The sequence below is a fragment of the Sutcliffiella horikoshii genome, from assembly GCF_008180725.1.
In the GTDB taxonomy this organism is placed as follows: Bacteria; Bacillota; Bacilli; order Bacillales; family Bacillaceae_I; genus Sutcliffiella_A; species Sutcliffiella_A horikoshii_B.
On record NZ_VTEV01000005.1, the window covers coordinates 70,449 to 93,961 of the forward strand.

Genomic DNA, 23,513 nt, shown 5'->3' on the forward strand with positions numbered 1-23,513 from the left:
ATAACCTATTGCTGTAGGCATAAATTTTCCTTGCATATCCAAACACATTACTTGGTTTGCACATGTAGTGAAAGTGGTATAAAAGAACTATGTTACACTATAGGAGTTAACGATGAAAATTAATAAACAACAGCTATATGACATTATCACTGCCAAGGACCAATCTGCTTTTGAATTATTTTATGACCAATATGAGGTATTTCTCTACCAAACTGTTCGGTGCCAAGTCTCTACAACCGAGGAAGCAGAACGCATTCTTGAAGATACCCTTAAATCATTATGGAATGACCCTTCTTTACTAAATACATTTAAGGAAAGCAGACTTTCCTTATTACTTGCGAAAATAATCTACTCCATACTGTTTAACCCGTTAGAGAAAATGTCTTGAATCGTTATAGTCGGTTAAAGTATTTTTCTTTAAACTTCACACTCAACTCGCTCCACACATCAAACTTATTCCCATCAAGATCTTCAAACACAAAATTTCTTCCGGCATGTCCTCTATTTTCAATCTCGCTTACCTTGATACCTCTCTCTATAAATTCTTGGTGCATAGTTTCTAATGCGCTTAAACCATCTACTTCAAATGTTAAAGAGAAACGAACCTGCCCGTTTGCATCTGTAAAATTTGATGTTTGGCCTTCCTCTGCTTTTACAAGAAACATACTTTGGTCTGCAAGGTTGATAATCGCTTTGTCCTGATCCTGATAACTCAATTCCGCACCCAACTTATTTATATACCATTCAGCAGAAGCATCAACATCCGTAACTGGAATATACGTTGTTCCTACTCTCCATAATCTCTCTTTCATTTCAGCGTCCCCCTTTATTCAATGGTATCTAATAACTCAACTACTATGTTATTAGGGTCTTCCCAAGATTCAAAGATTTCCACATGCCATTTATCTTTAAGTCTTTTATAACCTTGCTCTGCAGCCCAGCTATGTAATTCTTCATACGCATTAAAAATTCCAGTGGTTGGGCCCTCATAATTTGCTGATGCATACCTTTGTGCAGGAACTGTCATGGTGACCATCCCCTCAGGTGTATCTTCAAACTCTTCTACTTCAACTCCCACCCAATATCCGTCTTCCTCTTCTGAATGGATATCTACAATGAAAGAGCCGTATTGAACATTGCCATTCTTCACGTTTTTAATTTCAGGCAAGCGTGATTCTAGTAGCTCTGATGCTTTCGGTATTTCAACAGGATACTCTTCCCCTCTGCATACTACCCGGAACCCTGTTAATTTTAGATTGTCCAGATTTTTTATAAGTGGTTCTTTCATCTTTTTCACTTTCAATAAAAGTCACTCCTTACTAAGCTTATATTTCTGATTATTCCAAATACTATTTGTAAAATCAATCCATTTTTATGTTTTGTGACAATAATATGGATAAATTTACAGACTTTGTGGGGACGTTGTATTGCTTCTTGTCTAGAAATGGTAAGTCACCAATAAAGAAAGACTTGAAAGTAGAAACAATTTCTTCACTCTACTTTCAAGCCTTTACAATTGATCTAGGATAGCAAATTTCAATACGGTCAACAGAATTACTGCTGCAATTAAATTGCGCCAGTTCACAACAATTCTACCATTATTTGGTTGGACAACACCCAATGCTATGAAATTCCAAAACCACTTGCTGTCAGTCCATCTTTTCTTCACTGGAATAATCCCAGCTTCTTGGGCTTCTCGTTTTCTATTCTCATTACGAGCCCAAAGGAGGATTATGACAATATCGAGGATGGATGCCATGATTAGAATTGGTGCAGCAATGTGATTTGGCACATCCCATAAGGGCTCTTTTTTCGCTTTCTCTTCGTTCTTTTTCTCCGTATGTGCCATTCCTTCTTCAAAGGATGGAATGATATCTTCTAAGCTTCCTCCACCGGAAATATCTGCAGATGACGAAAAAAAGATGAGCGCCACAATTAAAAAAAGATATCCACCGAAAAAATAGAATAGAAATTTACTGGAATTCAGCTTAGCCTCCAACCACATCTCCTCTTTTCATATGTTAGGATTTATCTTTATATCCTTATTTTACTAAATGTGAGATGGTGGTTTGGTTGGAAGATGTGTCGTATTTATGGAAATTTATAGTATGGAGGGTATGTTGGTTTGTCTTTATTAGTGAAGCTTGATTCTATGTGAAAATTACTCCCCAACCTTATCTCCTCCATATACATTCTCCAATAACTTAAATACTTCTGTTGCCGCCTCTTCAGACAATGAGTAAATCACATGAGTATCCTTTGTATTCATAATGGTTCCTGAAGATTCATGAATCCAAAGAAAAAAAGTCTCACCATTTAATTTAACCTTATAATGAGGGTCTGTCATTTCCACCACACCAGGTTCTTTCTTTGCACTAGAAAAAGCATTTTGTATCCTTTTAATGTGTTCTTGAATTGTGAGGATCTTTTCCGAGTCGTCTTTCACTTGTGAGAAGTTCTCCATTTGATGGATGGTAATTTGGTCTATAGTTTGTTTGACTTCTGCAGTTTTATCTACAGAGCAAGCCATCAGGAGCAAAGCGAAAATAATGATAAAACTAATTTTCTTCAACGCATTCACCTTACCTTCTTGTTATGATGAAATACCCATTTCGGATAAGGCATCATAAGCTTTGGAATATCGTCTGCTTTAAAAAACTTTAATATCTCCGATTCTCCATCCATCGCTTCCAACGTACCACTGATGATTTTGCATTCATATACTGTTACTTGATATTCTACTCGATCTCCATTTGCATAGGTGTGTCGAAATTCCTTTCCTCCAAAAACACCAATTATACTGATTGGCTCTACCTCGAGGGCTGTCTCTTCCCAGACTTCTCTGACCACCGCTTCCGCTGGTGACTCTCCAGGCTCAATGGCACCAGCTGGCAGACTCCAGTAATCACTGTTTTTAGGATATTGAAACAATATTTCCGACTTATCGTTTCTGATGACTGCGGCAACACTCGAGAGAAGCAGAAGGTCGGTCCCCACTTTTTCACGTAACTTACGGTAATAATCTGATATAGGCATTTTGCCTCCACCTCACTCCATTATTTTACAATTGGGCGACTCTCCATTGTCAGAAGGTCATCAATGATAACTCGATGCTGAAGCCCCCTGGCAGCCCCCATTGTGCATTATCTGAACGTTGCTGTAAGAGCAGCAGCATTCCTTGTTCACCAAAAACAAAATGCTCCCGCAACCACCATAATTACTTTTTCATTCCTACCATTGATCTTAGGTGTGTTATGTAATCCACTTTAGTATCAGTCCTTTTCTTATTTATGTATATGACGTATAGGATGGGGATAAGTTTCCTAGGGGCGTGTCGGATTTTCGGGGAGTTTGCCGAACGGCTCGTAAATCTTTGAAACGGAAAATAAATTACTAGATTTGGCTCGTATATTTCCGTAACGGAAAATAAAATGTGTGTTTCGGAAAATAAAACTCATGTAACGGAAAATAAAATTTCAACGAGACCACTTTTCCCCTCCATTCCATCCATAAATGCAAATAACGCTAACCTCCCAAGAGATTAGCGTTCCCAATTCTAGTATTTCTTCCTTCTCATCCACTGCGTTGCCGCCCATTTATCCCCAACCACAACAGGAGAGCCGCCATGTAAGGTCAATTCATTCAATTCTTGTTCATCATAAAAATACTCAAAATACACAGCCATCCCCTTTTGTGGAGATACAGATAATTTCAGCTTAGGAAAATACGTTTCTCCGCCTTCCTCCACATCATTCAGGTACATGACAAGCGTGCTAATTCGTGGATTGCTTACTGGCTTGTTTGAAGACTTGAAGAAATCAAAATGTGCCTTGTATTCCTGCCCTACCTGATAGTTCAGGATTTGCAAGCCTTCTCCATGTTCCACAGGCACATTCATAATTTGCGAAACTCTTTTTTCAATTTTAGCCACAAGCTCGTTTTCGCCTTCTTTGAAAAAAGTACTGCTGCTCGTCCTAATTGCATCTATTTCGATGCCATTAGCAACTTTCGAACGCTTCATCTTATCCTTGGATAATTGAATCAGCGCATCACATTCATCGTCGCTAAGTACATTTGCAAGCACAACGACAAGTGGCTCTTCCATTCTTGCAATTATCGCAATCTCTCTATCTTCTGTTTTTATTTTATTGCCAACATGAGGGAAAATAGTCTGTTCCTTAACAGTTAAATCCTTTGTATCCATCGCCAACTAACATCAACCTCTTTTATCGTGTTATTAATATTCTGAAAAAATAACCTGAACCTGTGCAACGATAGTCAACTGTATTCTATTTGTGTGCATTTCTCCCTGTTAACATAAATTAAATCGAATTGATTTGAGATTATTTTACACTGTCACATGTATATATGCTATCCTAATTTTCGTTTATTAGATGGGAATTTTTATCTTTTATCATCATTTCGTAGTAAGGTTCTTCTTGATTGGTATCGTCAAACCATTTAAGCCCTTTGAATTCAAATCCAATATTCTCCAATATCTTCAGTGAGCTTTTGTTTGTTGGATCGGCAGAAGCAAATAAGCAACAAGCAGAATTATTAGACTTCGCCACATCCACACATGCCGCAGCCGCTTCAGACGCATAACCACTTCCCCAGTAAGATTTTGCAAAATGATAAATTAATTCCACTTTTTCTAGGGAATCCTTTACATTGAACCCTGCTGTTCCAATAACATTTCCTGAAACTTTTTCTACAACTGCGTAAACAGATAATCCTTTTTCTTCTTGGCACTTTGCATAGTATTCTACTACTCTAGGGAGCATGTCATGAGGGGTGGCACCTGCACAGAGGCCCATCACTTCTTCATCTCCCCAAATACGTTTTAGTTGTTCAGTGTCTCCTGATTCTAGTATCCTTAATAGTAACCGCTCTGTTTCGCATACCTTTTTCATAAATATCTCTTTCCTCCCTCAGATTGAAGTGTATTTTATATATGTGGAGGTTTCTCCAGCATTTTTTCATTTTCCGACTCCTATGAAACTACCACAACATCTCTGCATCAAGAACATGTTACTTTTGCGATTTAGCGCTAACCATTAATCAAATACACTACCAACTCCTCAAACCAAATCCCATCTTGTTCATAGTGATTCAAGAAAAAAGCATCAAAGGAATAGGCATCATTCTCAAAATGAATGCTGTTTGATTTTTCAATCGCCATCATAAGTCCGCTTAAATCCGATGTGTGAGTTTCATAGATTAACTCACCGTCGCAATAATATTTGACGTCCATGGAACCACCCCATATTTTTATCTTTTAACATCCACCAATTCGAACCGCTCACAAACCAACATCATGTCCTCAGAAAATTCCCTACCGATTTCACGCAGCTCTTTTGTAAAAAAGGACTCATGTGCGTCCCACCAATACTTATATGTACGATCTCCTTCTCCCTCTGAAACCGCGAACTCTTCCGGCACTTCGTTCATCGGCATGACCTGCACATCTACTGTTTTTATTATAGCAACCGGTTCGTCTTCACTGTTCAGAACAACACTATAATCTTCAGTAGTTGGTAAAGGTTCATTTTCCACTTCATAAAAGACATAACCAGAACAGGTCGCTGTTTTCACTCCTTCTATTACTAATTGTGCCAGATAATCCGGACTGCCTCCGAACTGCCAAGCTGTCACTCTTTCTGGCTTTTCTTGATCTTCCCAATAATTATTCCAGTACTCTAAAGATGCTTGATTCATCATTATGCTCCTCCATTACTATATATTTCATTAACCTTTTCGAATCTTCTGTGGTGACATTTTCAGAAAGCCTTGCTGCCGCGATGATTGGTGCCCATTCCAATACTTCTTTTCGACTCGACCCACTTTTCTCGCAATATAGGTTCAAATACAATTCAGCGATATCTACTGAAACCTGGGAATAAAGTATATATGTACGACATACGTCAGCTCGTGGATCACCGGCACTTGCATCGACCCAATCGATAATGAAGACCTCATCACCTGATTTTATCAAGTTGTAAAGGTGAAAGTCCCCGTGGCAGAGCTTGTTTTCGACGGTCATTGACTCCAGTTTCTTTAGCATTGACATTTTCACTTGCTCATCCAATCCTTCAACTGCTTTTATTTGCCGTTGGAGTTTAGTACGCATGGATTCCAATGAAACAGCTAGCACCGTATGAATCTCCATCTGAATATCAACCGACATTTCCAGAAAAGACTCTACTTGATCCATGTTCTCTGTCACGAGTTTACCTAGTGTTTTTCCTTCCACATATTCCATGTAGATTGCCGGTTTTCCGTTCACTTTTTTGACTTCTAGTATTTTAGGAACCTTTAAACCACTTTCAAAGGCAACTCTTTGTTTATGAGCTTCATATTCAGGTTCAGTGTCTGGAAGATGATCCTTAAAAATTTTGATGATTTTATTTTTATAAAGATAAATATTGGCAGTGCTGCCAGATGCAATAGGCTCCCCTAAATTCATTGTAAACTCCTCACTTTTAAAAGAACTCATAAAGATTGAGAAAATAATCGTAATCCCCTTCAGTCAGGATGCTTCCTCCATACCCTTCAAAAAAATATAACTTATCCCCTTCCCACTCAAAGATGTCTGGTTTCGGCCTAATAGCCAAAGAAACATCATACCTTGGATCACCATAAGCTCCACCGCTCCAATCAATAATTCCTGTAACCACGCCGTTTTGTACTAGTACATTATCAATTGTTAAATCACCGTGAATAAGAGTTTGTTTTCTATTACTTGGTCGGTTCTTGTTGATTTGTTTCAATAAGTCTTCCGAACCATCCACTTCATAGTTTTCAAGATTATATGCTGCTTGATCGAGCATATCATTTAACCAAATTTTTTCATTCATTAAGGATTTCGGACACGGGGTAGTATGGATATCAGACACGACTTTACCTAAGTTTATTAACAATTCTTCCCGCTTCCCTTTATGATGTGTTTTGCTTAAAGCAACCCTTACCGTTTCCCCTTCTAGATACTCTAATAAAGCCCAAGACTGTCCATCTACCTCAACAAATTTTTCAACTTTCGGAACAGGCAGTGAGGTTTCCTGATTCAAGCCTATTAATACCATTATCTCTTTTTTTAACCACGCATTGAATTGCGGTTTTTTGGTCCGTTTTAGAGCATATCGACCAATGTCACTTTGAATGATGCCAACATCAGATGTACACCCTTGGAGGGGGAAGGTGATGGAATGAATGTTCTTCACATAATCTTTTATTACAATTGGAACTTCTTCAAGTTGAATTGGTTTCATCGTGATCACTCCAGTTAATTAAACTCTATGTAAAAAGGAATCATTTCTTCCTTTAAACAATATCCAATCCGCTCTCTAAAATTCATATAAGTCACCATTTCCAACGCTTGCTCTACAGGATAGAAACCAACTTCCAAACTCTCTGGTGAGGTAGTAGGTGTTCCGCCAACCGCTCTAGCTAAGAAAAGCGTGTTACATATAGAGCCACTGACGTTTTGGAAAACTCCACAAAATTTCACAATTTCCACGTCTATTCCTGACTCTTCCTTCGTTTCCCTGATAGCAGCACCCTTCAGTGATTCTCCCTCTTCCACTTGTCCCCCGGGCATCTCCCATCCACGGCGCGGACCTTTAATTAAAAGGACTTCATTCTTGTCATTCAAAACGACTGTTGCTGCCGAAATGATGTGTTTTGGTGTCACTCTAACTTTTAGTACCATTGTTTATTCCCCCTTGTTATACCGGAATTGAATCAACTGACTTTCTTTCCCCATGTATTCTTCAGATCCAATTCTACTAATCTCGGTGAATCCTAGTTTCTCTAACATTTTTCTCGAGCGCATGTTGACTTCATTCGTTTCTGCATCAAAAAGTTGAGTGCCAAACTTTGCGGTTGCATAGATCATTAATTGCTTCAAAGCTTCCGTACCGACTCCATGCCCCCATACCTTGCTTTCCCCAATGGCGATGCCAAGCTCGGCGCTTTTACCATTAATGTTTGCCAAGTCTACATAACCAATTAACCTTGATTCATATTGAATTCCTAATCTTACAAAGTCATGGGATTGGTTATGCGCACAATTGTTCCACCATGAATAAAGTTCATCCTCGTTTCTACCAATTTCCCAGCCATTCGCGAGGCAGAACGCATTATCTTTGCTCCACTTTTCCACCACAGGGAAATCTTCCATCTGAAGTGCTCTTAGTTGGATAGGCCGGTCCCCGGTTCCGGTAGATTTCACTGTCTATCACACCCTCTCGATTGATTTCTTGATATATTCCTAGAATTCTTGATATATCTCAGAATTTATTGATATATTGCCAGATTTCTTGATATATTCACGTGGCAGCCCGCTGCCTCATCAGGATGAGGTAGTCTCCTTGCGCTTAAAAGATCATTTTTACTAATAATCTACACCACCCCCGCTATATTTCTCCAAAAACCCGTTCAAAATTCGGTTATAGACCTCTGGCTGCTCGGAATATACCAGATGTCCGGCAAAAGGTATGACCGATACGTGTATTTGCTTATTTAACCCGGAGAAAAAGACGGCCCCATTCGTTTCATTCTCGTTTTCCTCTCCTACTATAAACAATGTCGGCATCTCTAGCTCACCCAAATCGCAGGTTTCTTCAAATGGATAGGAATCTTCTTGCTTAGCCAAATGGATAAAGTCCCTCCAACCTTCACCATGAAGCTGGTCAAAGTAGGCTCCTATTTGTTCTTTTTCCAAAAGCCTAGATTGCTGTTCTACCATATTCTTATGTATTTCCGACCAATTAGAAGGCTTCTCCGTCATCATCCCCGAAAGGGTTAAAGTCTTCACTTTCTTAGGAAACCTTTTCGCTAAAAATAGTCCCACCAATGCACCGATGGAACAGCCAACAACATGAGCAGATTCCACACCTAAGTGATCCAACGTATCTTTTATATCTGAAGCACTATCCTCATAATAATTAGAGAGATCTCTTGATGAGGACTTCCCGTGCCCCCTCAAGTCTGGAAAAATCACCTTAAATCCCGACTTAAAATAATCCCGTTGTTCTTCAAAATCAGTCATCCCCGTTTGCAAGCCTGTATGTAAAAAAACAATTGGTTCTCCATCTCCAAAAACATCTGTATGTAATAACATATATCCCCCACCCCTTCCTCAATCTTTTTTGTTTCAACCAATTCATGAGAAAAACAATGCTGACTTTTGGTAAAACAACCTTCCACTTCTAATCTTCCTTACAAGTTTTTGGTCCACCATTCACCTCTCCCACAATCTACTCACCTCTACTAGCAGATTCCCATCAAACGTTAACTTGTAGATATCCGGCATATCTAAGCTATTCCAAAACGAGAAATCATACTGCTTGTCAAAATAATTCATGATTAAAACCATTATGTTTCCGTGCGTCCCAATAGCAACGTTTTTCCCTGCGTACTTTTCCAATAGGTGATGGGTGACCTTCACACCCCTAGCCTGTGCCCCCATGTTGGATTCGCCGCCTTCCCATGCGAAGTTTGGCTTCTCCCAAACTTTCGTGATGGCGGCTGTGAAGTCTTCAGCAGGCTTAGTTGTCAGCGTACGTTCTTTCAAGGCCTCAAAAATCTCAATCTCCAGCTCGTAATGCTGCGCCACACCCTCCACCGTTTGTACTGCTCTTTTATATGGACTAGAAACCACCACATCAATATCGTCAGGTTGGACCAAATCTAGTATTCTCTCAGCATCTTTGTATCCTTTTTCTGATAAGGGCCGCTCCAATTCATCGGGTGTGTAAGTCGAATGAGCATGTCTTATGAAATACAAATTAGTCAAAATAATCCCCCTCAAATGGAAACCTCTTCGCTAAAATAACTTGCTTTCGATGGCCTGATGATGGTAATTAGTAAAACCAGAGCAAACAAAGTAGAAACACCTGAAAATATCAGACAAACAAGTTGTAAAGGGAACACCTCAGCCGCAAATCCCAGGAGCAAGGTAAGTGCTATTTGCAACATACCTTGGAACATTTCTGTTAAACTTGCGAATCTCCCCATAATATCAACAGGAACATTGTTCTGAAAAAATGTCGCGTACCCTGCATTGGCAAATGCCATGAAAAAGCCGAGAAATACAAATGCAACCGTTGCTGTAAGAAAGTCGTAAGAAGCATAAAAGGCTACATATCCGGCGGAGGTTAGAAGCATCCCAACTCCTAAATAAACTTTTAATGACACTCTTTTTGCCACCAAAGCCGAGACAAACGCACCGCCCAATGCACCGAGTCCCGTTAAACTAACAATCAGCCCATAATCACGGTCAGACAACTCCAGTACCTTTTTGATAAAAGTCACCTCTTGCGAATCCAAAGCAAACCCAAGTAACATCGCTGATTGGAACAGAAAATAAACAGTGATGAAAAATCTTGCTTTCATAGAGAAGTCTTTGACAACGTTCCAATCTCCCAACAAAGTTTGCAAGCGGATTGGTTCCCGGTTGTTTTCAACCTTCTCGTCCACATCCGGTAGCAAAAAGATGAAGAATGCACATACTAAAAACGTTACAGCATTGATCACTATACATATGTCGGTACTCACATACATGATGAGGAACCCGGCAATGGCCGGCCCCAAAAGGAACGCACCAGAGCTTGTCATGCTTAATAACGAGTTAAATCTTTTACGCTCGCTGACCGGAATAAGTTTCGTTATGTAGACAGAAGAACTAGGTCCAAAAAATGCACCCACCATATTGATAACCAACAAAATAAAGTAGATAGTCCAAAGGGAATCTATAAATGGAATGAGGAACACCAATCCCCCACGAGCAACATCCACCCAGATCATCAGCTTCCTTTTGTTCACCCTATCAATGACACTTCCAGACCACGTATTGGTTAATAAAATGGCTATTGGCCTGATTATGTATAGCCCCGCAACAGCCGCTGCTGAACCAGTCATATTAAGAATGGATATATTTAGTGCGATTAGGTAAATCCAACTCCCCAAATAAGATATGCCAATTCCGGCAATCAATAAGAGAGGGTACTTCCAAGAAGACATGTGACCACCCTTTTCTCTTTTCAATACATAAAAGAAAAGCATCGGAACTCCTCCCGATGCCGCTTATCACTTACAAATATTACTATATCATACTATTCAGAAAAAAGTTCCGGGATTTATTCGTTTACGAGTTATCCCCCTGCAACCCCCATGACAACAATTGCGATGACAATCATCCTCAGTTCCTTACGCTTCTCCGTAAAACTCCACATAATGAAAAATACCGAATTTCCTAACAAGGTAATTTCTCAATTCTCCCTGTGTCGCTTTTTCAATAGGCGGTTTGGTCAAGGTATATGCTCTACCGTTTAATTCTTTAAACTTTTCTTGATCCACTCGGTTATGATATTCATCATCTTCGATATCCGTTGTGAGAGCGATTATTGGATAGCCACTGAAGAAGACATAGGTTCTTAATGCAGTGTGGGGAGTGGAATGGAGCAATAGAACAACAGCAATAAGAGAGATTAGTATGATAAGATTCTTATTCATAAATGAGATGCCCCCACCGGATATCAAACTGCTGTTCGTGAAGTTGACCTTAGTAGTAATCTTGTCAAATTAATTATGCTTATTAGCAATGTGCATAGTCCTGCAATAAAGAACCCAATCGCATAAGTTGGCATGTTCGCTTCTAATACTCTGTCGTTAATCTCCAATCCAAGAAAATACACTCCAATACCACCACCATCAACATTTGATCCGAATGACCAAAGTTGGAGGCCTTTCGAAATACATAAAATCGTGAAAATGGCCAGTGAAATAGATACTAACCAACGGATTTTAAGATTCAATTTTGTAATCCCTCCCCTATTCCCTACTTATTTTGTTTATCAGAGTTTGCACTTTGCTCATTGCCTCTTTTAAAATTCCCTGTTATTTTTGCCATTATCAATTGCTTAGCTTTATCATCCTCGGCAGCTTCCATCCGAACTAGAAATTTATTCGCTTCTTTTCCTTTTAGAACTTTTACTTGTCTATTTTCATAATCTAGGAAGATAGTATTATCCTTTGAGATGCGATAGCTGAAAGGTGATTCATCTAGCTTGTTTCTTTTATCGATATTCTTCATTTTTTAAGCCTCCCTCTGGCCACCAACTTTGTAAATGTCCAAAGTTATCGTGATTTTGACCGAAGTTTTTTGAAAGTTGACCGAAGATTTCTTGAAGTTGACCGAAGAATCGGGAAAGTTGGCCGAACCAAAATTTCAAATGACCAAACATCTTAATTTGCTGACCGAAGGCCCGACTCAAATGTCCGAAACACCTCTAAAAATAACAATTAAATGGCCGAAGCTGATAGAGAAATGTCCGAACGAATTTTCCAAGGAGGATTTCCACATAAAATGGCTGATTATACAGCAAAAATCGAACAATCCGTACAACAAGAATCCAACCTACAGATTCTCCCCTGTCACTTTCTTATACACACCAGCACCTACCATCCCAACTCCTATCAAAAACAAGACCGGAAACATCAACCACATAACTGCCACTCCCGCGAATCCATCTCCTACATTTACTGCAACTATCATCGCCACAATCCAGCTGAAAAATGGTGCAATGGAAAGCATAGTAATAACTCCCCAGATAATCAACGACTTATTGTGATACTTACGGCTAAGGAATACCCCCACCCCAATGGACAATACCAATACAATCACTATAAATGGCATCTCTACAACAACTCCTTCTATATTTATGTTCACAGCTACTCTATTTCTTGAAAAATCCAACCTATATAAATTCCATATAGTGGTTTATTTTTCCTGCTATTTGTCATTAGATTTATCTTTCCCCCTCCCATCGCTTTTGCCCATTATTTCTAGTAATATTGTAAGTAGATTAGAAAAAGCTTTAAAGGGGTGATCACTTGAAAAGCAGAATGAACGATCTGTTTAAAGAGCAAAGGAATATCCATGTTCTTTATTCCTATGAAGGACGGGAAGAATACTTGGAGAAGTTAGTAGATTTTGTTCAATCAGGGGTATCAGCGGGAGATTATGTTATTGTTATTGAAAACCAACGGATTTATCGAATTCTAGAACAGAAGCTGAGCAATCGTATATCAGAAGAGCAAATGAAGTTAGTTCGATGGGTGAACAATTTTGATTTCTATTTTTCTAGTGGAAGTTACCATCCACCGGCCATTTATGATTACTTTGTAAACACTGTTCAGCATTTTGTAGATAAAAAGCTTCCGTTCCGCTCGTGGGCACATGTAGAGTGGGCAACAATGGACGGTCCTTTGCATATTGTGGAAGACCTTGAGCGTATCGTGGATAATAGCGTACATCAGCTTGATTTCCCTTTGGTGTGTGCTTATGAAGGAGCTAAAATGCCAGATTATCTCAGAAATATTTTATTAGAAACACACCCCTATATACTAGTGGAGGATCAATTGGTTGTATCAGAATTCTACAAACCTACTTTAAATGGGTGAGAAAAGGAGGCTTACCGAAACGATAAGCCCCCTTTTTCTTACTTATTCCCACCACCAAGACTGCGTACCATATGGGTACTCTACTCGGCTATCCATATGTGTAAAGCTTCCTTCACTGTAGATTCCGCTAAACCCAGAGCTTTTCGCAGCATTTCGAACAGTAGTCGTACTCACACCTGATACGCTGATGTCTGCCGCAATCCCATACGTATGCTGGCTATTGGAAACTCCACCGACATTGCGGTTGTGAGAGATGCTTCTAAAGCCGGAGTTAACATTCATTGGACGGTTTCCAATTTTTACTCGGATTGCCTCAAGCTTGTACATCATTCGGCGCACATTCTCTTGTACGGTCGCAGCCGATACATTCCCTCCGTTAAACCCGCTTCCGTCTTTAGAATAAAATTCACTGTAACTGAAGTGTTTCGTTCCATTTGGTGATTCCAACTCATTTAACTTGGCTTGCGTCTGAGGTCCGACTACCCCATCCGCCGTCAACCCATATGCACGTTGAAAACGGATGACCGCAGCTTTTGTTCCTGCTCCAAACTGTCCATCTACACTTACAACTGTTTGTTGGGGGGAATCCGCAGCCCATCCGGCTACACGAATCTGCAACTCCCTTACATCCGAACCACTGGAACCTTCACTTAATGTTCTTGTCCAGTTATATGCCGAGGCCTCTTCTGCCGTAACCAAGGACAATACCATACCAAGCATTAGAGTAAAACTGAAAGCCAACATCTTCTGATACACTTTAAACATCTTTCCATCTCTCCCAACCACAATAGTTTTTTGAATGTCCTGTTCAACTCAAACTGCAGTTACGACAACGATTGATTGCTAGAATTAGAGAGTATTATAAGTATGTAAGTAATCCTCCTCTACTAGTTTCTTAGACACTCACATCTTTACGCGGTGCTCTATTAACATAGTAAAGTATATCAAGTGAAAAAAATTCATTTATTCCTATAAGAATGGAACTTTTTCAAGAACAAAATCGCTAACGCGACCTAAAATCACGTCCAAAGGAAGATTTTAATCTCTCTTAGGACGTTTCTCGCTTTTCGCATAGCATTGAAATAGTGGCCTTGGCCGGTTCTTACCTTTACGCTTCATCTATGACATTTTAATAAAGTTTTATTGTCACCGAGGTCTTCATAACGGTGATGAAGACACCTCTCCTCCTTTTTTCTCGTCACTGAGGTCTTCATAACGGCGATGAGGACACCTCTCCTCCTTTTTTCTCGTCACCGAGGTCTTCATAACGGCGATGAGGACACCTCTCTTCCTTTTTTCACGTCACTGAGGTCTTCATAACGGCGATGAAGACACCTCTCCTCCTTTTTCACGTCACCGAGGTCTTCATAACGGCGATGAAGACACCTCTCCTCCTTTTTTCTCGTCACTGAGGTCTTCATAACGGTGATGAGGACACCTCTCCTCCTTTTTTCACGTCACCGAGGTCTTCATAACGGTTATGAAGACACCTCTCCTCCTTTTTTCTCGTCACTGAGGTCTTCATAACGGCGATGAGGACACCTCTCCTCCTTTTTTCACGTCACCGAGGTCTTCATCCCAACAAATCGAGCATTCCATTAAAAAAACCATTCGAGTTTTACACCCGAATGGTTAATAAATGTTAATGATGATGGCCATGATCTCCATCATCTTCATGTTCTTCCTCTTCTTCTTCACTTGCCAAGATAGCATCAATTTCTTCTTGACTGAGATCCCCAACCACCATTTGCTTGGTAGGCATCACATGCATGTCACGAGCTGTCACATGGGATTGCACACGATAAACTCCTTTTTCTTCAAAAGAATGCTTCACTTCGTATACTCCATAACCAACATGTTCTGCATCAAGAAGGACACTGCTTTCTTTTCCTTTTTCCACATTCCAAATCTCAAATTGCACTTCTTTGGCATCTGCCACATTTTCATCGCCTTGCGTCACTAAGGTCTTAACCGCAACTTCCTCTTGTTCTTTCACGTTTTCTGGAAGTTCCATTTCAACCTCTACGATTTCCATCGATGTTTCCTCTTCAGGTGCACTTGTACACCCGACTAACAGTAATAAAAACGGAACAACAACTAACAATAATTTCTTCATTTTAAACAAGACACCTTTCTTACCCTAACCAGGCTTTTAGACGTTTTATTCTAACAAATACAAGTTTATCTAATAAAAGCACCACGATAATAGAGATTCCAACCAACGGCATGACAAGTCCTAAAAGTAGCATAATAATGGTAACGGCTCTTTTTATCTTAATATCTACATGTTTACCTGGAGCACCTAACCCGTTTTCCGGCTTTCTTTTTCGCCACATAATCAGGGAACTTACCATCATGCCAATCAGCCCGATACAGAGTAAAAGTCCTATAAGCTGATTAGCCAAGCCAAATAATTTCCCTTCGTGAAGGGCAATTCCGAGTGTGATTGCTTTCCCCATCATTCCATAATCCGCATACCTGACATCTGTCAGTACCGCTCCACTATATTGATCTACATGCAACGTAGCATTATCATACGGCTTGGAGTGGGATGTGGAAATTGTATACACTCCAGTTTCCCCTTGAGGCATGGAGATGGAATATGGCTTTTGAACATTATTCATTTCCGCAATTCCTGCGGCGTCATTAAGAGTTAATGGTACATATTGATTATTTTCCGATGCAGGAACGGGAACATTCTCAGCAGCCCATGGTACATCTTCTGCAACATCCTTTGTCACGGTAACGGATTCTGGCTTCGGTCCGAAGCTAAAAGAGAATGCCGGATATCCGGTATTCGTCGCTGTTGCCAAACGATTAATTTGCTCCCCCATGACACCTGACCATGGTAGCCCTGTCAAAATTAAGACCAATAGTCCAATAGACAGCCAGAATGCTGGTACGGCATGCATGTCACGCCAGAACACACGACCTTTGCTTCTTAATCTTGGGAGAACCGTTCCCCAAATGGAGGCACGGTTACGCGGCCACCAAATATAAAGTCCTGTTAAAATAAGAATAATAGCCCAGCAAGCAGCAAGCTCCACAAGACGGTTCGCTACAGTCCCTCCTACTAGCAGTTCACTGTGCAATTTCACAAAGATCGTCATCAATTCTTTCTCAACAGGAAGATCTCCCATTACCTTTCCGGAATAGGGATCTACAAAAACACTGACAGGTTGACCATCTTGCATGGTAGAAAACTTAGTCGTACGGTCTTCTTCACCCAAAATGGACACTCCGCTAATAGAAGCACCAGGATATTCTTCGCGGACTTTTTCAGCCTGAGAATTAACGGACAAGGTTGTCGCCTTTGTCTCTTCCACGTAATATAGATCCTGATACATAAAGGATTCAATCTGAGGTTTAAATAAGTAAACGGCACCACTAAATGCCAGAATGATTAAAAAAGGAGCAAAAATGATTCCAGCATAAAAATGCCATCTCCACATGGTTTGATAGAGGCCATTTCTGGTTTGATTTTTGCTTTTATCTTGATTTGTCGTATTCTCCATAAGCATACTCCTTCAAATTTTCTTCGTATGCTTACATTCTGACGGGCAATTGTGAAGAAAGAATGAAGGATGATTAAAAAATGAACGATGGAATTTCTACTGTGACAGCCGTGCCTTTACCAAGCTGTGAATCCACTTTGATGTTTCCATCATGCTTGCTGACAATTTGTTGCACGATGGAAAGTCCCAATCCTGTTCCACCACTTTTCCTTGTCCGGGCTTTTTCGACTCGGTAAAACCTTTCAAAAATAAAGGGTAGGTCCTCTTCTGGTATCCCGATTCCTTCATCCACCATTTTCAGGACTCCCATTGTTTTTCCTTCTTCGACTGAAATTCGAATCGTCCTGTGATTAGCGGTGAATTTTATTGCATTGCTCAAAAGGTTTTCTATTACTTGATCAAGTCTCCGATAATCGCCATTTACGACGACTCCTTCATCCAGTTGGACTTCTGTTGCAAGATTTTTGTCATCAAGCTTTAAACGCAAGCGGCCTAGCACCTCTTTTACTAGTTCGGCAAGAATGACCGGTTCCTTGTTCATCGGATACGAGTCTCCCTCGAGTTGAGCAAGATCCAACAGATCATGAACAAGTCGGTCCATTCTATTCGTTTCTTTCTTTATCGTTTCTGCAAATTTTTCAGTGGGAATGATGCCCTCTTCCAATGCTTCACTGTATCCTTTAAGATAGCTGATTGGCGTCCTTAACTCGTGGGATACATTGCCCAAAAATTCACGTCTGTTCCTGTCGACTTCATCAAGATTTGATGACATCTTATTAATGGACCTGCCAAGGCTTGCAATCTCATCATCGCCTGTTATAGATAATCTTTTAGAGAAATTCCCTTGGGCAATGTCTTTTGCTACTTTCTCCATCTGCTTAATGGGACGAACAATCCTATTAGTCATTTTCGTTCCAACATATGTAAGAAGCAGAATCAGTAAGACCATTCCAATCAACAGCAAATTTCTAATTGGCTGAAAAGCTTCTGCAATTGCTGTAAGTGGCATATATAGGAAAATAACGGCTTCCAGTCTATCATTTGTTCTTAACGGAAGAACTACTGCACGGATTTCCTGGTCCAACGCTGTATGGTATTTGGTAAAGGTTAAGGTCTCTCCTTTCATCAATTCTTGCCTTTCACCAAACGTAATTAGGTTTTCTTCAGCAAATGAATCAAAAGGAGCCCCACTAGCAAGCTGCATAGGATCATCTGAAAAAATAATAGAAGTTTCTGAACTGAGCTCCAACCAGTCCAGCCGATCTAAAAATGCCTCCCGACTCTCTTCATAGTAAACCTGTTCCAAGGTTTGACCTTGCCTGATCAACATATCAGTCTGCTTTTCAATATATAAGGTTTGATAAAGATAATAGGAGACTCCCCCTACAAGGATGATAGTCAGTAAAGATACAGATAGGATGGTTAACCAGATTTTATTACGAATGGATAAGGTCTTCATGTATCTTCTCCATCAAACTTATAGCCAATGCCCCATACTGTTTTTATTTTTGCTCCAGCATCTTTAAGTTTAAATCTCAATGTCTTCACATGAGTATCGACTGTACGGAATGAGCCCTTTTCGGTATCTAGCCCCCAAATGACATCATGCAGCTGTTCTCTTGAAAATACTTTTCCTTCATGCTCCATTAAAAATAGTAAGAGGTCATATTCCCTTCTCGCAAGGTTCACCCGTTCCCCTCCCACAAGCACTTGCCGGGCGCTTTTCTGAACCGTTATTTCAGAAAGGGAGACCACATCAAAGAATGCTTGATTGGAGCGGCGAAGTAAGGCCTCCACCCTGGCCAAAAGTTCCTTAGGACTGAAAGGTTTCATTACATAATCATCCGCTCCGAGCTTCAAGCCTCTAACCTTATCCCATTCATCACTTTTAGCTGTCAGCATGAGGATCGGTATCATGTATTTTTCACGGATTTTTTTACAGGCAGTAAAGCCGTCCATGACTGGCATCATTACATCAAGGATGATGAGATCCACCTCGTGATCGTAAAGTAAATCAAGCGCCTCTTCTCCATTTTCGGCATGAAGTACTTGATAGTTTTCCTTCTGAAGATACATGTCTAGCATTTCCCTCATATCCGCTTCATCGTCTACCACCAATACTTGAAAGGCGTCCTTCATTCTCCCTCGCCTCCTTTAAATAAAAGATAGGGACCATTCGAAATGGAATACTTGTTTAGAACATCCAAGCTATCTTGATCTAGTACAAGTATCTCATCTCCATCTAGACTCGAAACATACAAGTAGGTTCCATCTGAAATCATATAGCTCGGATTATCTCCGACGTTTATTTTCTTTTCTACCTCATAGGTGTCTGAGTTAAATTTTGTCAGGCTGTGATCCCCATGACTAAGTACATATATGGAGGAATTTTTGTTCACCTGTGAAATCTGAATGGGCATTAGTCCGGTTGTCACAGATTTTACTTCCTTTCCTGTTTCCGGGTCATAGGCGAATACATTTTCATTCATTTCACCTGTAGCACCATGGCCGCCTGTCCATATATTTTTGCCGTCAAAGTGCAATCCTTCCGGCCTCTCATTCACCAAAAAAGAGTTCATCATTTTATGCGTAGAAGTGTCCAACACATACACTTGCCCACTTCCGGCAGCAAGCACAAATAAACGCTGTCCATGGTGTACCATTTTTGATGGATACTCACCAACACTTATTTCTTCCATAATTTCTTTCTTCTCCACATCGATCACTTGTATGTGATTTGTTTTTCCATTTGCCGTGTAAAGATATCCACTTTCGTGATCATATGTTAATTCAAGAATTCCCGCGTCTATATCCATGTATGGAGAAACTTTATTTTCTTTAATATTGATTTCATAGAGGCTTTCTTCTTCCTTGACAGAAGCCACATATATCCCTGATTTAATTTCCACAATAGCTGAAAACCGGATGGGCAAACTTACTTTCTCTTCACTACCTGTAGATAGATCCAGGGCAGTAATAGCATTTTCTTTCAAATGGCTGATATATAGGACTGAATCTTCGTTCTTTATTTTCGGCAATGCAATATCAGAGCTTGTACACCCTGATAATATTACCATCATGATAAAGGCAATTATAATAAAAGGATTTCTCAACCGTAACACTCCTAAACAGAAATATTAACCCTTATTTTACTTCAAAAATGTGAATAAAGTGTGAGTATAAAGAAAAAGATGATTCCGTTTATTAGAATCACCTTTTCCACTTACATCATTCAATTTCATAATATTTATTCTTATAGTGGCTAAGCGCATGCAATGGCCAAATATACTTATAACTATGATAATGGATATAGTATCCACCTGGAATTCCTGCGCCTGTTGGATAGATGGATCTCCAATCACTTGCTTCTAGTAAACTTAACAGAGAGTGCATTCCTTTTTCTATTTTAGGGGTTGGAATTTCTGATGCAGAGATGAGAGCATCTAATGCCCAGGCGGTTTGAGATGGTGTGCTGTGATGCAAAGGAACATAACGTTTTTTGCTATCACTTTCACACGATTCTCCCCAGCCACCATCCTCATTTTGTATCGACAATAGCCATTTCACACCACGGCTGATTAGGGGGTTATCACTTGATACACCGATAGCCTTCAAGCCTGTAATGGCCGCCCAAGTACCATAAATATAACAATTTCCCCATCTTCCGTACCAGGAACCATTCTCCTCCTGATTGTGCTCAAACCACTCTCTTGCTTTTTGGAAAACATCGGACTCCTGAGGCATGGTAGTATACTCTCCTAGAAAATATAAAGTTCTTCCTGTTAAATCAGCAGTAGACGGATCGAAAAGTACCCTGTCTTCATATTTGGAAGGGATGAAAGATAATAGATAGTTATCCGTATTCTTTTCAAAAGCAGACCAGCCACCATCATCATTTTGCATCGTCAACACCCACTCCACGCCCTTGTTCCAAGCATGTTTAAAATGATTTTCTGTACCTGCCAAAGGGGTGATAGCCCTCAAAGCAGCGGTTGTGTCATCAATGTCAGGGACAAAGGTGTTGGTATCCGAAAAGCCCCATCCACCCGGTGTAACATCTGGATTTTTAATAGCCCAGTCCCCGTATTTCTGTTGTTGTCTAGATAATAGATAGTTGCTTGCTTTCATGATGGAAGCATGTTGATGTGGTACTCCAGCCTGTTGCAAAGCTGCTGAAAGTAGGGCAGTATCCCAGACAGTGGAGGGAGAATTTTGAATAAAAACTTGGTCAGCACTTCTGCAAAGATAGGCTTTCATCCCTTGAAATGCGTTTCCAATGAGAGGGTTCTTTTTATCGTAACCTAGGGCAAGTAGCGCAAAAACCATAAAAAAACTTGCACTGAAATAACTATACAACGTTCCATTTTCTTCGATTCTTTCTAGAATATAGTCTTCTGCTTTGATAAAAGCTTTTCGCTTGAGATTTTCCGTTGAGCCTGCGAGCTTTTTAAGGGCATTTTTAAAATAAAGTTGAAGGTTCTGCATATCTTCTAAAAGCCGTTGATCCTCATCATCACTTCCTCCTCCCTGTAAGTGAGTGAGGTTCGGTGTTCGTGAATGGACATAGGAATAGTTCAGATTACTACAGATTAGTATGGGTATCCAATGTGCTCTTGCATACCCAACAAACTGATAGATGGAGATGGGAGACCGGCTTGGCAGTAACATGATCTCAATCGGTATTATTTTTATAATACTAGGCCATTTGATTTGCCCTGTTATCGCCAGCATCATTTTCGTCAACCAATCACTTTTGGATAACCCTCCATTTTCTTGAATAAAGCGCTCCGCTTTCCGCATATAGCCGGCATTTTTGGCAACGTATCCTGAGTACAATAAAGAAAAGTACCCCTCTATGGTGACACTAAGGTTTCCTCCGTCCTCATCCGGGTACACTTTCCAAGCTCCGTTGGACTCTTGCTGTGACTTGATCCGTTCCACTAGGCTCTTTACCAGTACTTCCTCGTCAGTCAATTCGAGGATTCTAATCAAGATAATCATATAAGCATCAGTCATTATGCTTCCTTCAAAGCAAAAGTTCCAAACACCATTATCCTTTTGCTTACTGAGAAGGTTGCTTATCATATCTTTAAGTTTCTCATTTATTTTATCTACCGGATTCATATGTCCCTCCGCTTTGTTCACGTCATACTAAAACTTATGTACGTTTACACAATTTAGAAGGCAAACCCTACTTTATATCAACATTCCTTCATTAACTCTTCCCGTTCTCTTATTTGCTTCAAGAATTAACGCATCGATATCTTTATTAATTCTTATCAATCGATCATGTAATGTGGTGACATCTTGCTCTTGTTTCAAATTTTCCAGCCTCTTAAATTCTCTTTCCAATTGAACCATTTTTAACTTTGTATCTGATATGGAATTTTTATAATTCATTCTTTCCGTCCCCCTCTTCTGTTAGTTCTAACTTTGCTCCTAATTTGCTAGAAAAACAACTATTAATGTGTTGTTTTGAGACCCCAAATATTCACATTGCTTTGAAGCAATCATTCCAGTATAATTTGGTGAGGAATTGAATAATAAAATGGTTTCTTGTGGATTTTTCTAGAGATATCTCTATTTTCGCCACACAATTGTCTTTGGGCAGTTGTGTGGCTTTTTTGTATTTCACATCTATGAAAGAGGGTAAATAATATGAAAACTTGGCATTACGCGTTAATCGTTTTTTTGGGTGGCTGCTGTCTTGGTATTCTGTCTACATTCGTGAAGCTTGCTTATACTGCCGGATATTCTATGAGTGAAGTAACAGGTAGCCAAGTGTTTATTGGTACCATCATAATTTGGATTGTCACATTGTTTATTAAAAAGAAAAAATTACATGTCATGCAAACACTAAAGCTTGTGTTAGCAGGGATACCGATGGGGCTAACAGGGTTGTTGTATTACCAATCCTTACAAACACTAGAAGCTTCCCTTGCTATCATTTGTTTGTTTCAATTTATTTGGATTGGCACATTGATGGAATGGATCTTTTATAAGAAACGTCCTACATCAGGTAAGATTCTCTCCATTGTGATATTACTTTCCGGATCTGTTTTAGCTGCAGGTCTTTTTGGGGACAAGATAGAATCGATTTCTTTACACGGTATGGTATGGGGAATACTTTCCGCTTTCACATTTTCCGTTTTTATATTTTTGAGCGGTATTATCGGTAAGGACATTCCTGCCATTCAAAAAAGTGCTCTTCTTTCCACCGGTGGCTTAGTTGTTACGTTCATATTGTTTCCACCTTTCTTTTTAGTCGACCTACCAACAGTAGTAGGCATAGCTCCTTATGGATTTATTCTAGGTATATTTGGTGTAGTGCTTCCCCCACTTCTCTTTTCCATCGGAATGCCGCATGTGGGGCCAGGCCTTGGGACGATTCTTACAGCCTCTGAACTCCCTGTCGCAGTAGTCATGTCAGCCTTAGTATTATCAGAACATATCTGTATGTATCAATGGGCTGGGGTTGGTCTTATCTTAGGCGGGATTGTCGTTGGAAATAGAAAGTATTAATTCCTGAACCTT

The 23,513-nt window shown here is 39.9% G+C and carries 31 protein-coding genes; 3 read left to right on the forward strand and 28 right to left on the reverse strand.

The genetic code is table 11. The features are described 5' to 3' along the window. Positions 1–112 precede the first annotated feature (112 nt). Complete coding sequence (locus FZC76_RS12655; RefSeq protein WP_148988552.1) at positions 113–388, forward strand: RNA polymerase sigma factor; 276 nt, start codon at positions 113–115, stop codon at positions 386–388. A 4-nt stretch (positions 389–392) separates the two neighbouring features. On the opposite strand, the gene FZC76_RS12660 is transcribed toward FZC76_RS12655, so the two are convergent. The 20 genes from FZC76_RS12660 to FZC76_RS12760 form a co-directional block, all read right to left on the reverse strand. Then, positions 393–812, reverse strand: coding sequence for a VOC family protein (locus tag FZC76_RS12660; RefSeq protein WP_148988553.1), 420 nt, complete (start codon positions 810–812; stop codon positions 393–395). A gap of 14 nt (positions 813–826) precedes the next feature. Continuing rightward, a complete protein-coding gene (locus FZC76_RS12665; RefSeq protein WP_316246615.1) occupies positions 827–1,297 on the reverse strand; it encodes a GyrI-like domain-containing protein in 471 nt (156 codons plus the stop codon). A 213-nt stretch (positions 1,298–1,510) separates the two neighbouring features. Further along, positions 1,511–1,999: a hypothetical protein gene (locus FZC76_RS12670; RefSeq protein WP_148988554.1), complete on the reverse strand. Its 489-nt coding sequence runs from the start codon at positions 1,997–1,999 to the stop codon at positions 1,511–1,513. A 162-nt stretch (positions 2,000–2,161) separates the two neighbouring features. Further along, on the reverse strand, positions 2,162–2,572 hold the full coding sequence (locus FZC76_RS12675) for a hypothetical protein (protein ID WP_148988555.1): 411 nt from the start codon (positions 2,570–2,572) through the stop codon (positions 2,162–2,164). 5 nt (positions 2,573–2,577) lie between these two features. Then, positions 2,578–3,036, reverse strand: coding sequence for an NUDIX domain-containing protein (locus tag FZC76_RS12680; protein WP_148988556.1), 459 nt, complete (start codon positions 3,034–3,036; stop codon positions 2,578–2,580). A gap of 520 nt (positions 3,037–3,556) precedes the next feature. Next, positions 3,557–4,204, reverse strand: coding sequence for a 2OG-Fe(II) oxygenase (locus FZC76_RS12685; RefSeq protein WP_148989022.1), 648 nt, complete (start codon positions 4,202–4,204; stop codon positions 3,557–3,559). Between the two features lie 172 nt (positions 4,205–4,376). Further along, the gene (locus FZC76_RS12690) at positions 4,377–4,913 is read right to left on the reverse strand and encodes a GNAT family N-acetyltransferase (RefSeq protein WP_148988557.1); all 537 of its coding nucleotides are present in this window, start codon (positions 4,911–4,913) and stop codon (positions 4,377–4,379) included. Positions 4,914–5,050: 137 nt separating this feature from the next. Then, positions 5,051–5,254, reverse strand: a complete 204-nt coding sequence (locus tag FZC76_RS12695) for a hypothetical protein (RefSeq protein ID WP_148988558.1) — start codon at positions 5,252–5,254, stop codon at positions 5,051–5,053. A 17-nt stretch (positions 5,255–5,271) separates the two neighbouring features. Continuing rightward, positions 5,272–5,718 carry an ASCH domain-containing protein gene (locus FZC76_RS12700; RefSeq protein WP_148989023.1) on the reverse strand — a complete coding sequence of 149 codons (447 nt, stop codon included), beginning with the start codon at positions 5,716–5,718 and terminating at the stop codon, positions 5,272–5,274. Beyond that, positions 5,687–6,466, reverse strand: a complete 780-nt coding sequence (locus tag FZC76_RS12705; RefSeq protein ID WP_148988559.1) for a phosphotransferase family protein — start codon at positions 6,464–6,466, stop codon at positions 5,687–5,689. Before FZC76_RS12705 ends, FZC76_RS12700 begins: the two co-directional genes overlap by 32 nt. Before the next feature lie 16 nt (positions 6,467–6,482). Continuing rightward, complete coding sequence (locus FZC76_RS12710; RefSeq protein ID WP_148988560.1) at positions 6,483–7,268, reverse strand: phosphotransferase family protein; 786 nt, start codon at positions 7,266–7,268, stop codon at positions 6,483–6,485. 14 nt (positions 7,269–7,282) lie between these two features. Next, on the reverse strand, positions 7,283–7,708 hold the full coding sequence (locus tag FZC76_RS12715; protein ID WP_148988561.1) for an NUDIX hydrolase: 426 nt from the start codon (positions 7,706–7,708) through the stop codon (positions 7,283–7,285). A gap of 3 nt (positions 7,709–7,711) precedes the next feature. Continuing rightward, the gene (locus tag FZC76_RS12720; RefSeq protein ID WP_262372580.1) at positions 7,712–8,230 is read right to left on the reverse strand and encodes a GNAT family N-acetyltransferase; all 519 of its coding nucleotides are present in this window, start codon (positions 8,228–8,230) and stop codon (positions 7,712–7,714) included. A 162-nt stretch (positions 8,231–8,392) separates the two neighbouring features. Continuing rightward, positions 8,393–9,121 carry an alpha/beta fold hydrolase gene (locus tag FZC76_RS12725; protein ID WP_148988562.1) on the reverse strand — a complete coding sequence of 243 codons (729 nt, stop codon included), beginning with the start codon at positions 9,119–9,121 and terminating at the stop codon, positions 8,393–8,395. A gap of 120 nt (positions 9,122–9,241) precedes the next feature. Beyond that, positions 9,242–9,796 carry a histidine phosphatase family protein gene (locus tag FZC76_RS12730; RefSeq protein WP_148988563.1) on the reverse strand — a complete coding sequence of 185 codons (555 nt, stop codon included), beginning with the start codon at positions 9,794–9,796 and terminating at the stop codon, positions 9,242–9,244. An 11-nt stretch (positions 9,797–9,807) separates the two neighbouring features. After that, positions 9,808–11,022 carry an MFS transporter gene (locus FZC76_RS12735; protein WP_148989025.1) on the reverse strand — a complete coding sequence of 405 codons (1,215 nt, stop codon included), beginning with the start codon at positions 11,020–11,022 and terminating at the stop codon, positions 9,808–9,810. Positions 11,023–11,208: 186 nt separating this feature from the next. Then, complete coding sequence (locus tag FZC76_RS12740; protein WP_148988564.1) at positions 11,209–11,514, reverse strand: hypothetical protein; 306 nt, start codon at positions 11,512–11,514, stop codon at positions 11,209–11,211. A 23-nt stretch (positions 11,515–11,537) separates the two neighbouring features. Beyond that, positions 11,538–11,816: a hypothetical protein gene (locus FZC76_RS12745; protein ID WP_148988565.1), complete on the reverse strand. Its 279-nt coding sequence runs from the start codon at positions 11,814–11,816 to the stop codon at positions 11,538–11,540. Positions 11,817–11,839: 23 nt separating this feature from the next. Further along, on the reverse strand, positions 11,840–12,094 hold the full coding sequence (locus FZC76_RS12750; RefSeq protein WP_148988566.1) for a hypothetical protein: 255 nt from the start codon (positions 12,092–12,094) through the stop codon (positions 11,840–11,842). 324 nt (positions 12,095–12,418) lie between these two features. Further along, the gene (locus FZC76_RS12760) at positions 12,419–12,697 is read right to left on the reverse strand and encodes a hypothetical protein (protein WP_148988568.1); all 279 of its coding nucleotides are present in this window, start codon (positions 12,695–12,697) and stop codon (positions 12,419–12,421) included. A gap of 197 nt (positions 12,698–12,894) precedes the next feature. On the opposite strand from FZC76_RS12760, the gene FZC76_RS12765 reads away from it, so the two are divergent. Beyond that, the gene (locus FZC76_RS12765; protein WP_148988569.1) at positions 12,895–13,464 is read left to right on the forward strand and encodes an MEDS domain-containing protein; all 570 of its coding nucleotides are present in this window, start codon (positions 12,895–12,897) and stop codon (positions 13,462–13,464) included. A 42-nt stretch (positions 13,465–13,506) separates the two neighbouring features. On the opposite strand, the gene FZC76_RS12770 is transcribed toward FZC76_RS12765, so the two are convergent. The 8 genes from FZC76_RS12770 to FZC76_RS12805 form a co-directional block, all read right to left on the reverse strand. Further along, on the reverse strand, positions 13,507–14,229 hold the full coding sequence (locus tag FZC76_RS12770; protein ID WP_148988570.1) for a D-Ala-D-Ala carboxypeptidase family metallohydrolase: 723 nt from the start codon (positions 14,227–14,229) through the stop codon (positions 13,507–13,509). A gap of 877 nt (positions 14,230–15,106) precedes the next feature. Beyond that, a complete protein-coding gene (locus tag FZC76_RS12775; RefSeq protein ID WP_148988571.1) occupies positions 15,107–15,580 on the reverse strand; it encodes a FixH family protein in 474 nt (157 codons plus the stop codon). A 19-nt stretch (positions 15,581–15,599) separates the two neighbouring features. Further along, positions 15,600–16,979 carry a PepSY-associated TM helix domain-containing protein gene (locus tag FZC76_RS12780; protein WP_148988572.1) on the reverse strand — a complete coding sequence of 460 codons (1,380 nt, stop codon included), beginning with the start codon at positions 16,977–16,979 and terminating at the stop codon, positions 15,600–15,602. Positions 16,980–17,052: 73 nt separating this feature from the next. Further along, positions 17,053–18,438, reverse strand: coding sequence for a sensor histidine kinase (locus FZC76_RS12785; RefSeq protein ID WP_148988573.1), 1,386 nt, complete (start codon positions 18,436–18,438; stop codon positions 17,053–17,055). Next, on the reverse strand, positions 18,435–19,118 hold the full coding sequence (locus tag FZC76_RS12790; protein WP_148988574.1) for a response regulator transcription factor: 684 nt from the start codon (positions 19,116–19,118) through the stop codon (positions 18,435–18,437). The genes FZC76_RS12785 and FZC76_RS12790 overlap by 4 nt, the downstream gene beginning before the upstream one ends. Further along, positions 19,115–20,092: a YncE family protein gene (locus FZC76_RS12795; RefSeq protein ID WP_148988575.1), complete on the reverse strand. Its 978-nt coding sequence runs from the start codon at positions 20,090–20,092 to the stop codon at positions 19,115–19,117. Before FZC76_RS12795 ends, FZC76_RS12790 begins: the two co-directional genes overlap by 4 nt. A 115-nt stretch (positions 20,093–20,207) precedes the next feature. Beyond that, the gene (gene shc / locus FZC76_RS12800; protein ID WP_148988576.1) at positions 20,208–22,103 is read right to left on the reverse strand and encodes a squalene--hopene cyclase; all 1,896 of its coding nucleotides are present in this window, start codon (positions 22,101–22,103) and stop codon (positions 20,208–20,210) included. 72 nt (positions 22,104–22,175) lie between these two features. Continuing rightward, complete coding sequence (locus FZC76_RS12805) at positions 22,176–22,379, reverse strand: hypothetical protein (RefSeq protein WP_148988577.1); 204 nt, start codon at positions 22,377–22,379, stop codon at positions 22,176–22,178. Positions 22,380–22,637: 258 nt separating this feature from the next. Here FZC76_RS12805 and FZC76_RS12810 point away from each other — a divergent pair, with 258 nt between their 5' ends. Beyond that, positions 22,638–23,501, forward strand: a complete 864-nt coding sequence (locus FZC76_RS12810) for an EamA family transporter (RefSeq protein WP_148988578.1) — start codon at positions 22,638–22,640, stop codon at positions 23,499–23,501. Positions 23,502–23,513 lie beyond the last annotated feature (12 nt).

Excerpts from the sequence above, each read along its gene's own strand:
- FZC76_RS12790 (WP_148988574.1), bottom strand. The coding sequence starts at position 19,118 with ATGAAGGACGCCTTTCAAGTATTGGTGGTAGACGATGAAGCGGATATG.
- FZC76_RS12660 (WP_148988553.1), bottom strand. The coding sequence starts at position 812 with ATGAAAGAGAGATTATGGAGAGTAGGAACAACGTATATTCCAGTTACG.
- FZC76_RS12690 (WP_148988557.1), bottom strand. The coding sequence starts at position 4,913 with ATGAAAAAGGTATGCGAAACAGAGCGGTTACTATTAAGGATACTAGAA.
- FZC76_RS12695 (WP_148988558.1), bottom strand. The coding sequence starts at position 5,254 with ATGGACGTCAAATATTATTGCGACGGTGAGTTAATCTATGAAACTCAC.
- FZC76_RS12780 (WP_148988572.1), bottom strand. The coding sequence starts at position 16,979 with ATGGAGAATACGACAAATCAAGATAAAAGCAAAAATCAAACCAGAAAT.
- FZC76_RS12680 (WP_148988556.1), bottom strand. The coding sequence starts at position 3,036 with ATGCCTATATCAGATTATTACCGTAAGTTACGTGAAAAAGTGGGGACC.
- FZC76_RS12740 (WP_148988564.1), bottom strand. The coding sequence starts at position 11,514 with ATGAATAAGAATCTTATCATACTAATCTCTCTTATTGCTGTTGTTCTA.
- FZC76_RS12775 (WP_148988571.1), bottom strand. The coding sequence starts at position 15,580 with ATGAAGAAATTATTGTTAGTTGTTGTTCCGTTTTTATTACTGTTAGTC.
- FZC76_RS12735 (WP_148989025.1), bottom strand. The coding sequence starts at position 11,022 with ATGTCTTCTTGGAAGTACCCTCTCTTATTGATTGCCGGAATTGGCATA.
- FZC76_RS12760 (WP_148988568.1), bottom strand. The coding sequence starts at position 12,697 with ATGCCATTTATAGTGATTGTATTGGTATTGTCCATTGGGGTGGGGGTA.
- FZC76_RS12705 (WP_148988559.1), bottom strand. The coding sequence starts at position 6,466 with ATGAATTTAGGGGAGCCTATTGCATCTGGCAGCACTGCCAATATTTAT.
- FZC76_RS12725 (WP_148988562.1), bottom strand. The coding sequence starts at position 9,121 with ATGTTATTACATACAGATGTTTTTGGAGATGGAGAACCAATTGTTTTT.
- FZC76_RS12770 (WP_148988570.1), bottom strand. The coding sequence starts at position 14,229 with ATGTTTAAAGTGTATCAGAAGATGTTGGCTTTCAGTTTTACTCTAATG.
- FZC76_RS12715 (WP_148988561.1), bottom strand. The coding sequence starts at position 7,708 with ATGGTACTAAAAGTTAGAGTGACACCAAAACACATCATTTCGGCAGCA.
- FZC76_RS12750 (WP_148988566.1), bottom strand. The coding sequence starts at position 12,094 with ATGAAGAATATCGATAAAAGAAACAAGCTAGATGAATCACCTTTCAGC.
- shc (WP_148988576.1), bottom strand. The coding sequence starts at position 22,103 with ATGAATCCGGTAGATAAAATAAATGAGAAACTTAAAGATATGATAAGC.
- FZC76_RS12710 (WP_148988560.1), bottom strand. The coding sequence starts at position 7,268 with ATGAAACCAATTCAACTTGAAGAAGTTCCAATTGTAATAAAAGATTAT.
- FZC76_RS12810 (WP_148988578.1), top strand. The coding sequence starts at position 22,638 with ATGAAAACTTGGCATTACGCGTTAATCGTTTTTTTGGGTGGCTGCTGT.
- FZC76_RS12785 (WP_148988573.1), bottom strand. The coding sequence starts at position 18,438 with ATGAAGACCTTATCCATTCGTAATAAAATCTGGTTAACCATCCTATCT.
- FZC76_RS12805 (WP_148988577.1), bottom strand. The coding sequence starts at position 22,379 with ATGAATTATAAAAATTCCATATCAGATACAAAGTTAAAAATGGTTCAA.
- FZC76_RS12655 (WP_148988552.1), top strand. The coding sequence starts at position 113 with ATGAAAATTAATAAACAACAGCTATATGACATTATCACTGCCAAGGAC.
- FZC76_RS12685 (WP_148989022.1), bottom strand. The coding sequence starts at position 4,204 with ATGGATACAAAGGATTTAACTGTTAAGGAACAGACTATTTTCCCTCAT.
- FZC76_RS12700 (WP_148989023.1), bottom strand. The coding sequence starts at position 5,718 with ATGAATCAAGCATCTTTAGAGTACTGGAATAATTATTGGGAAGATCAA.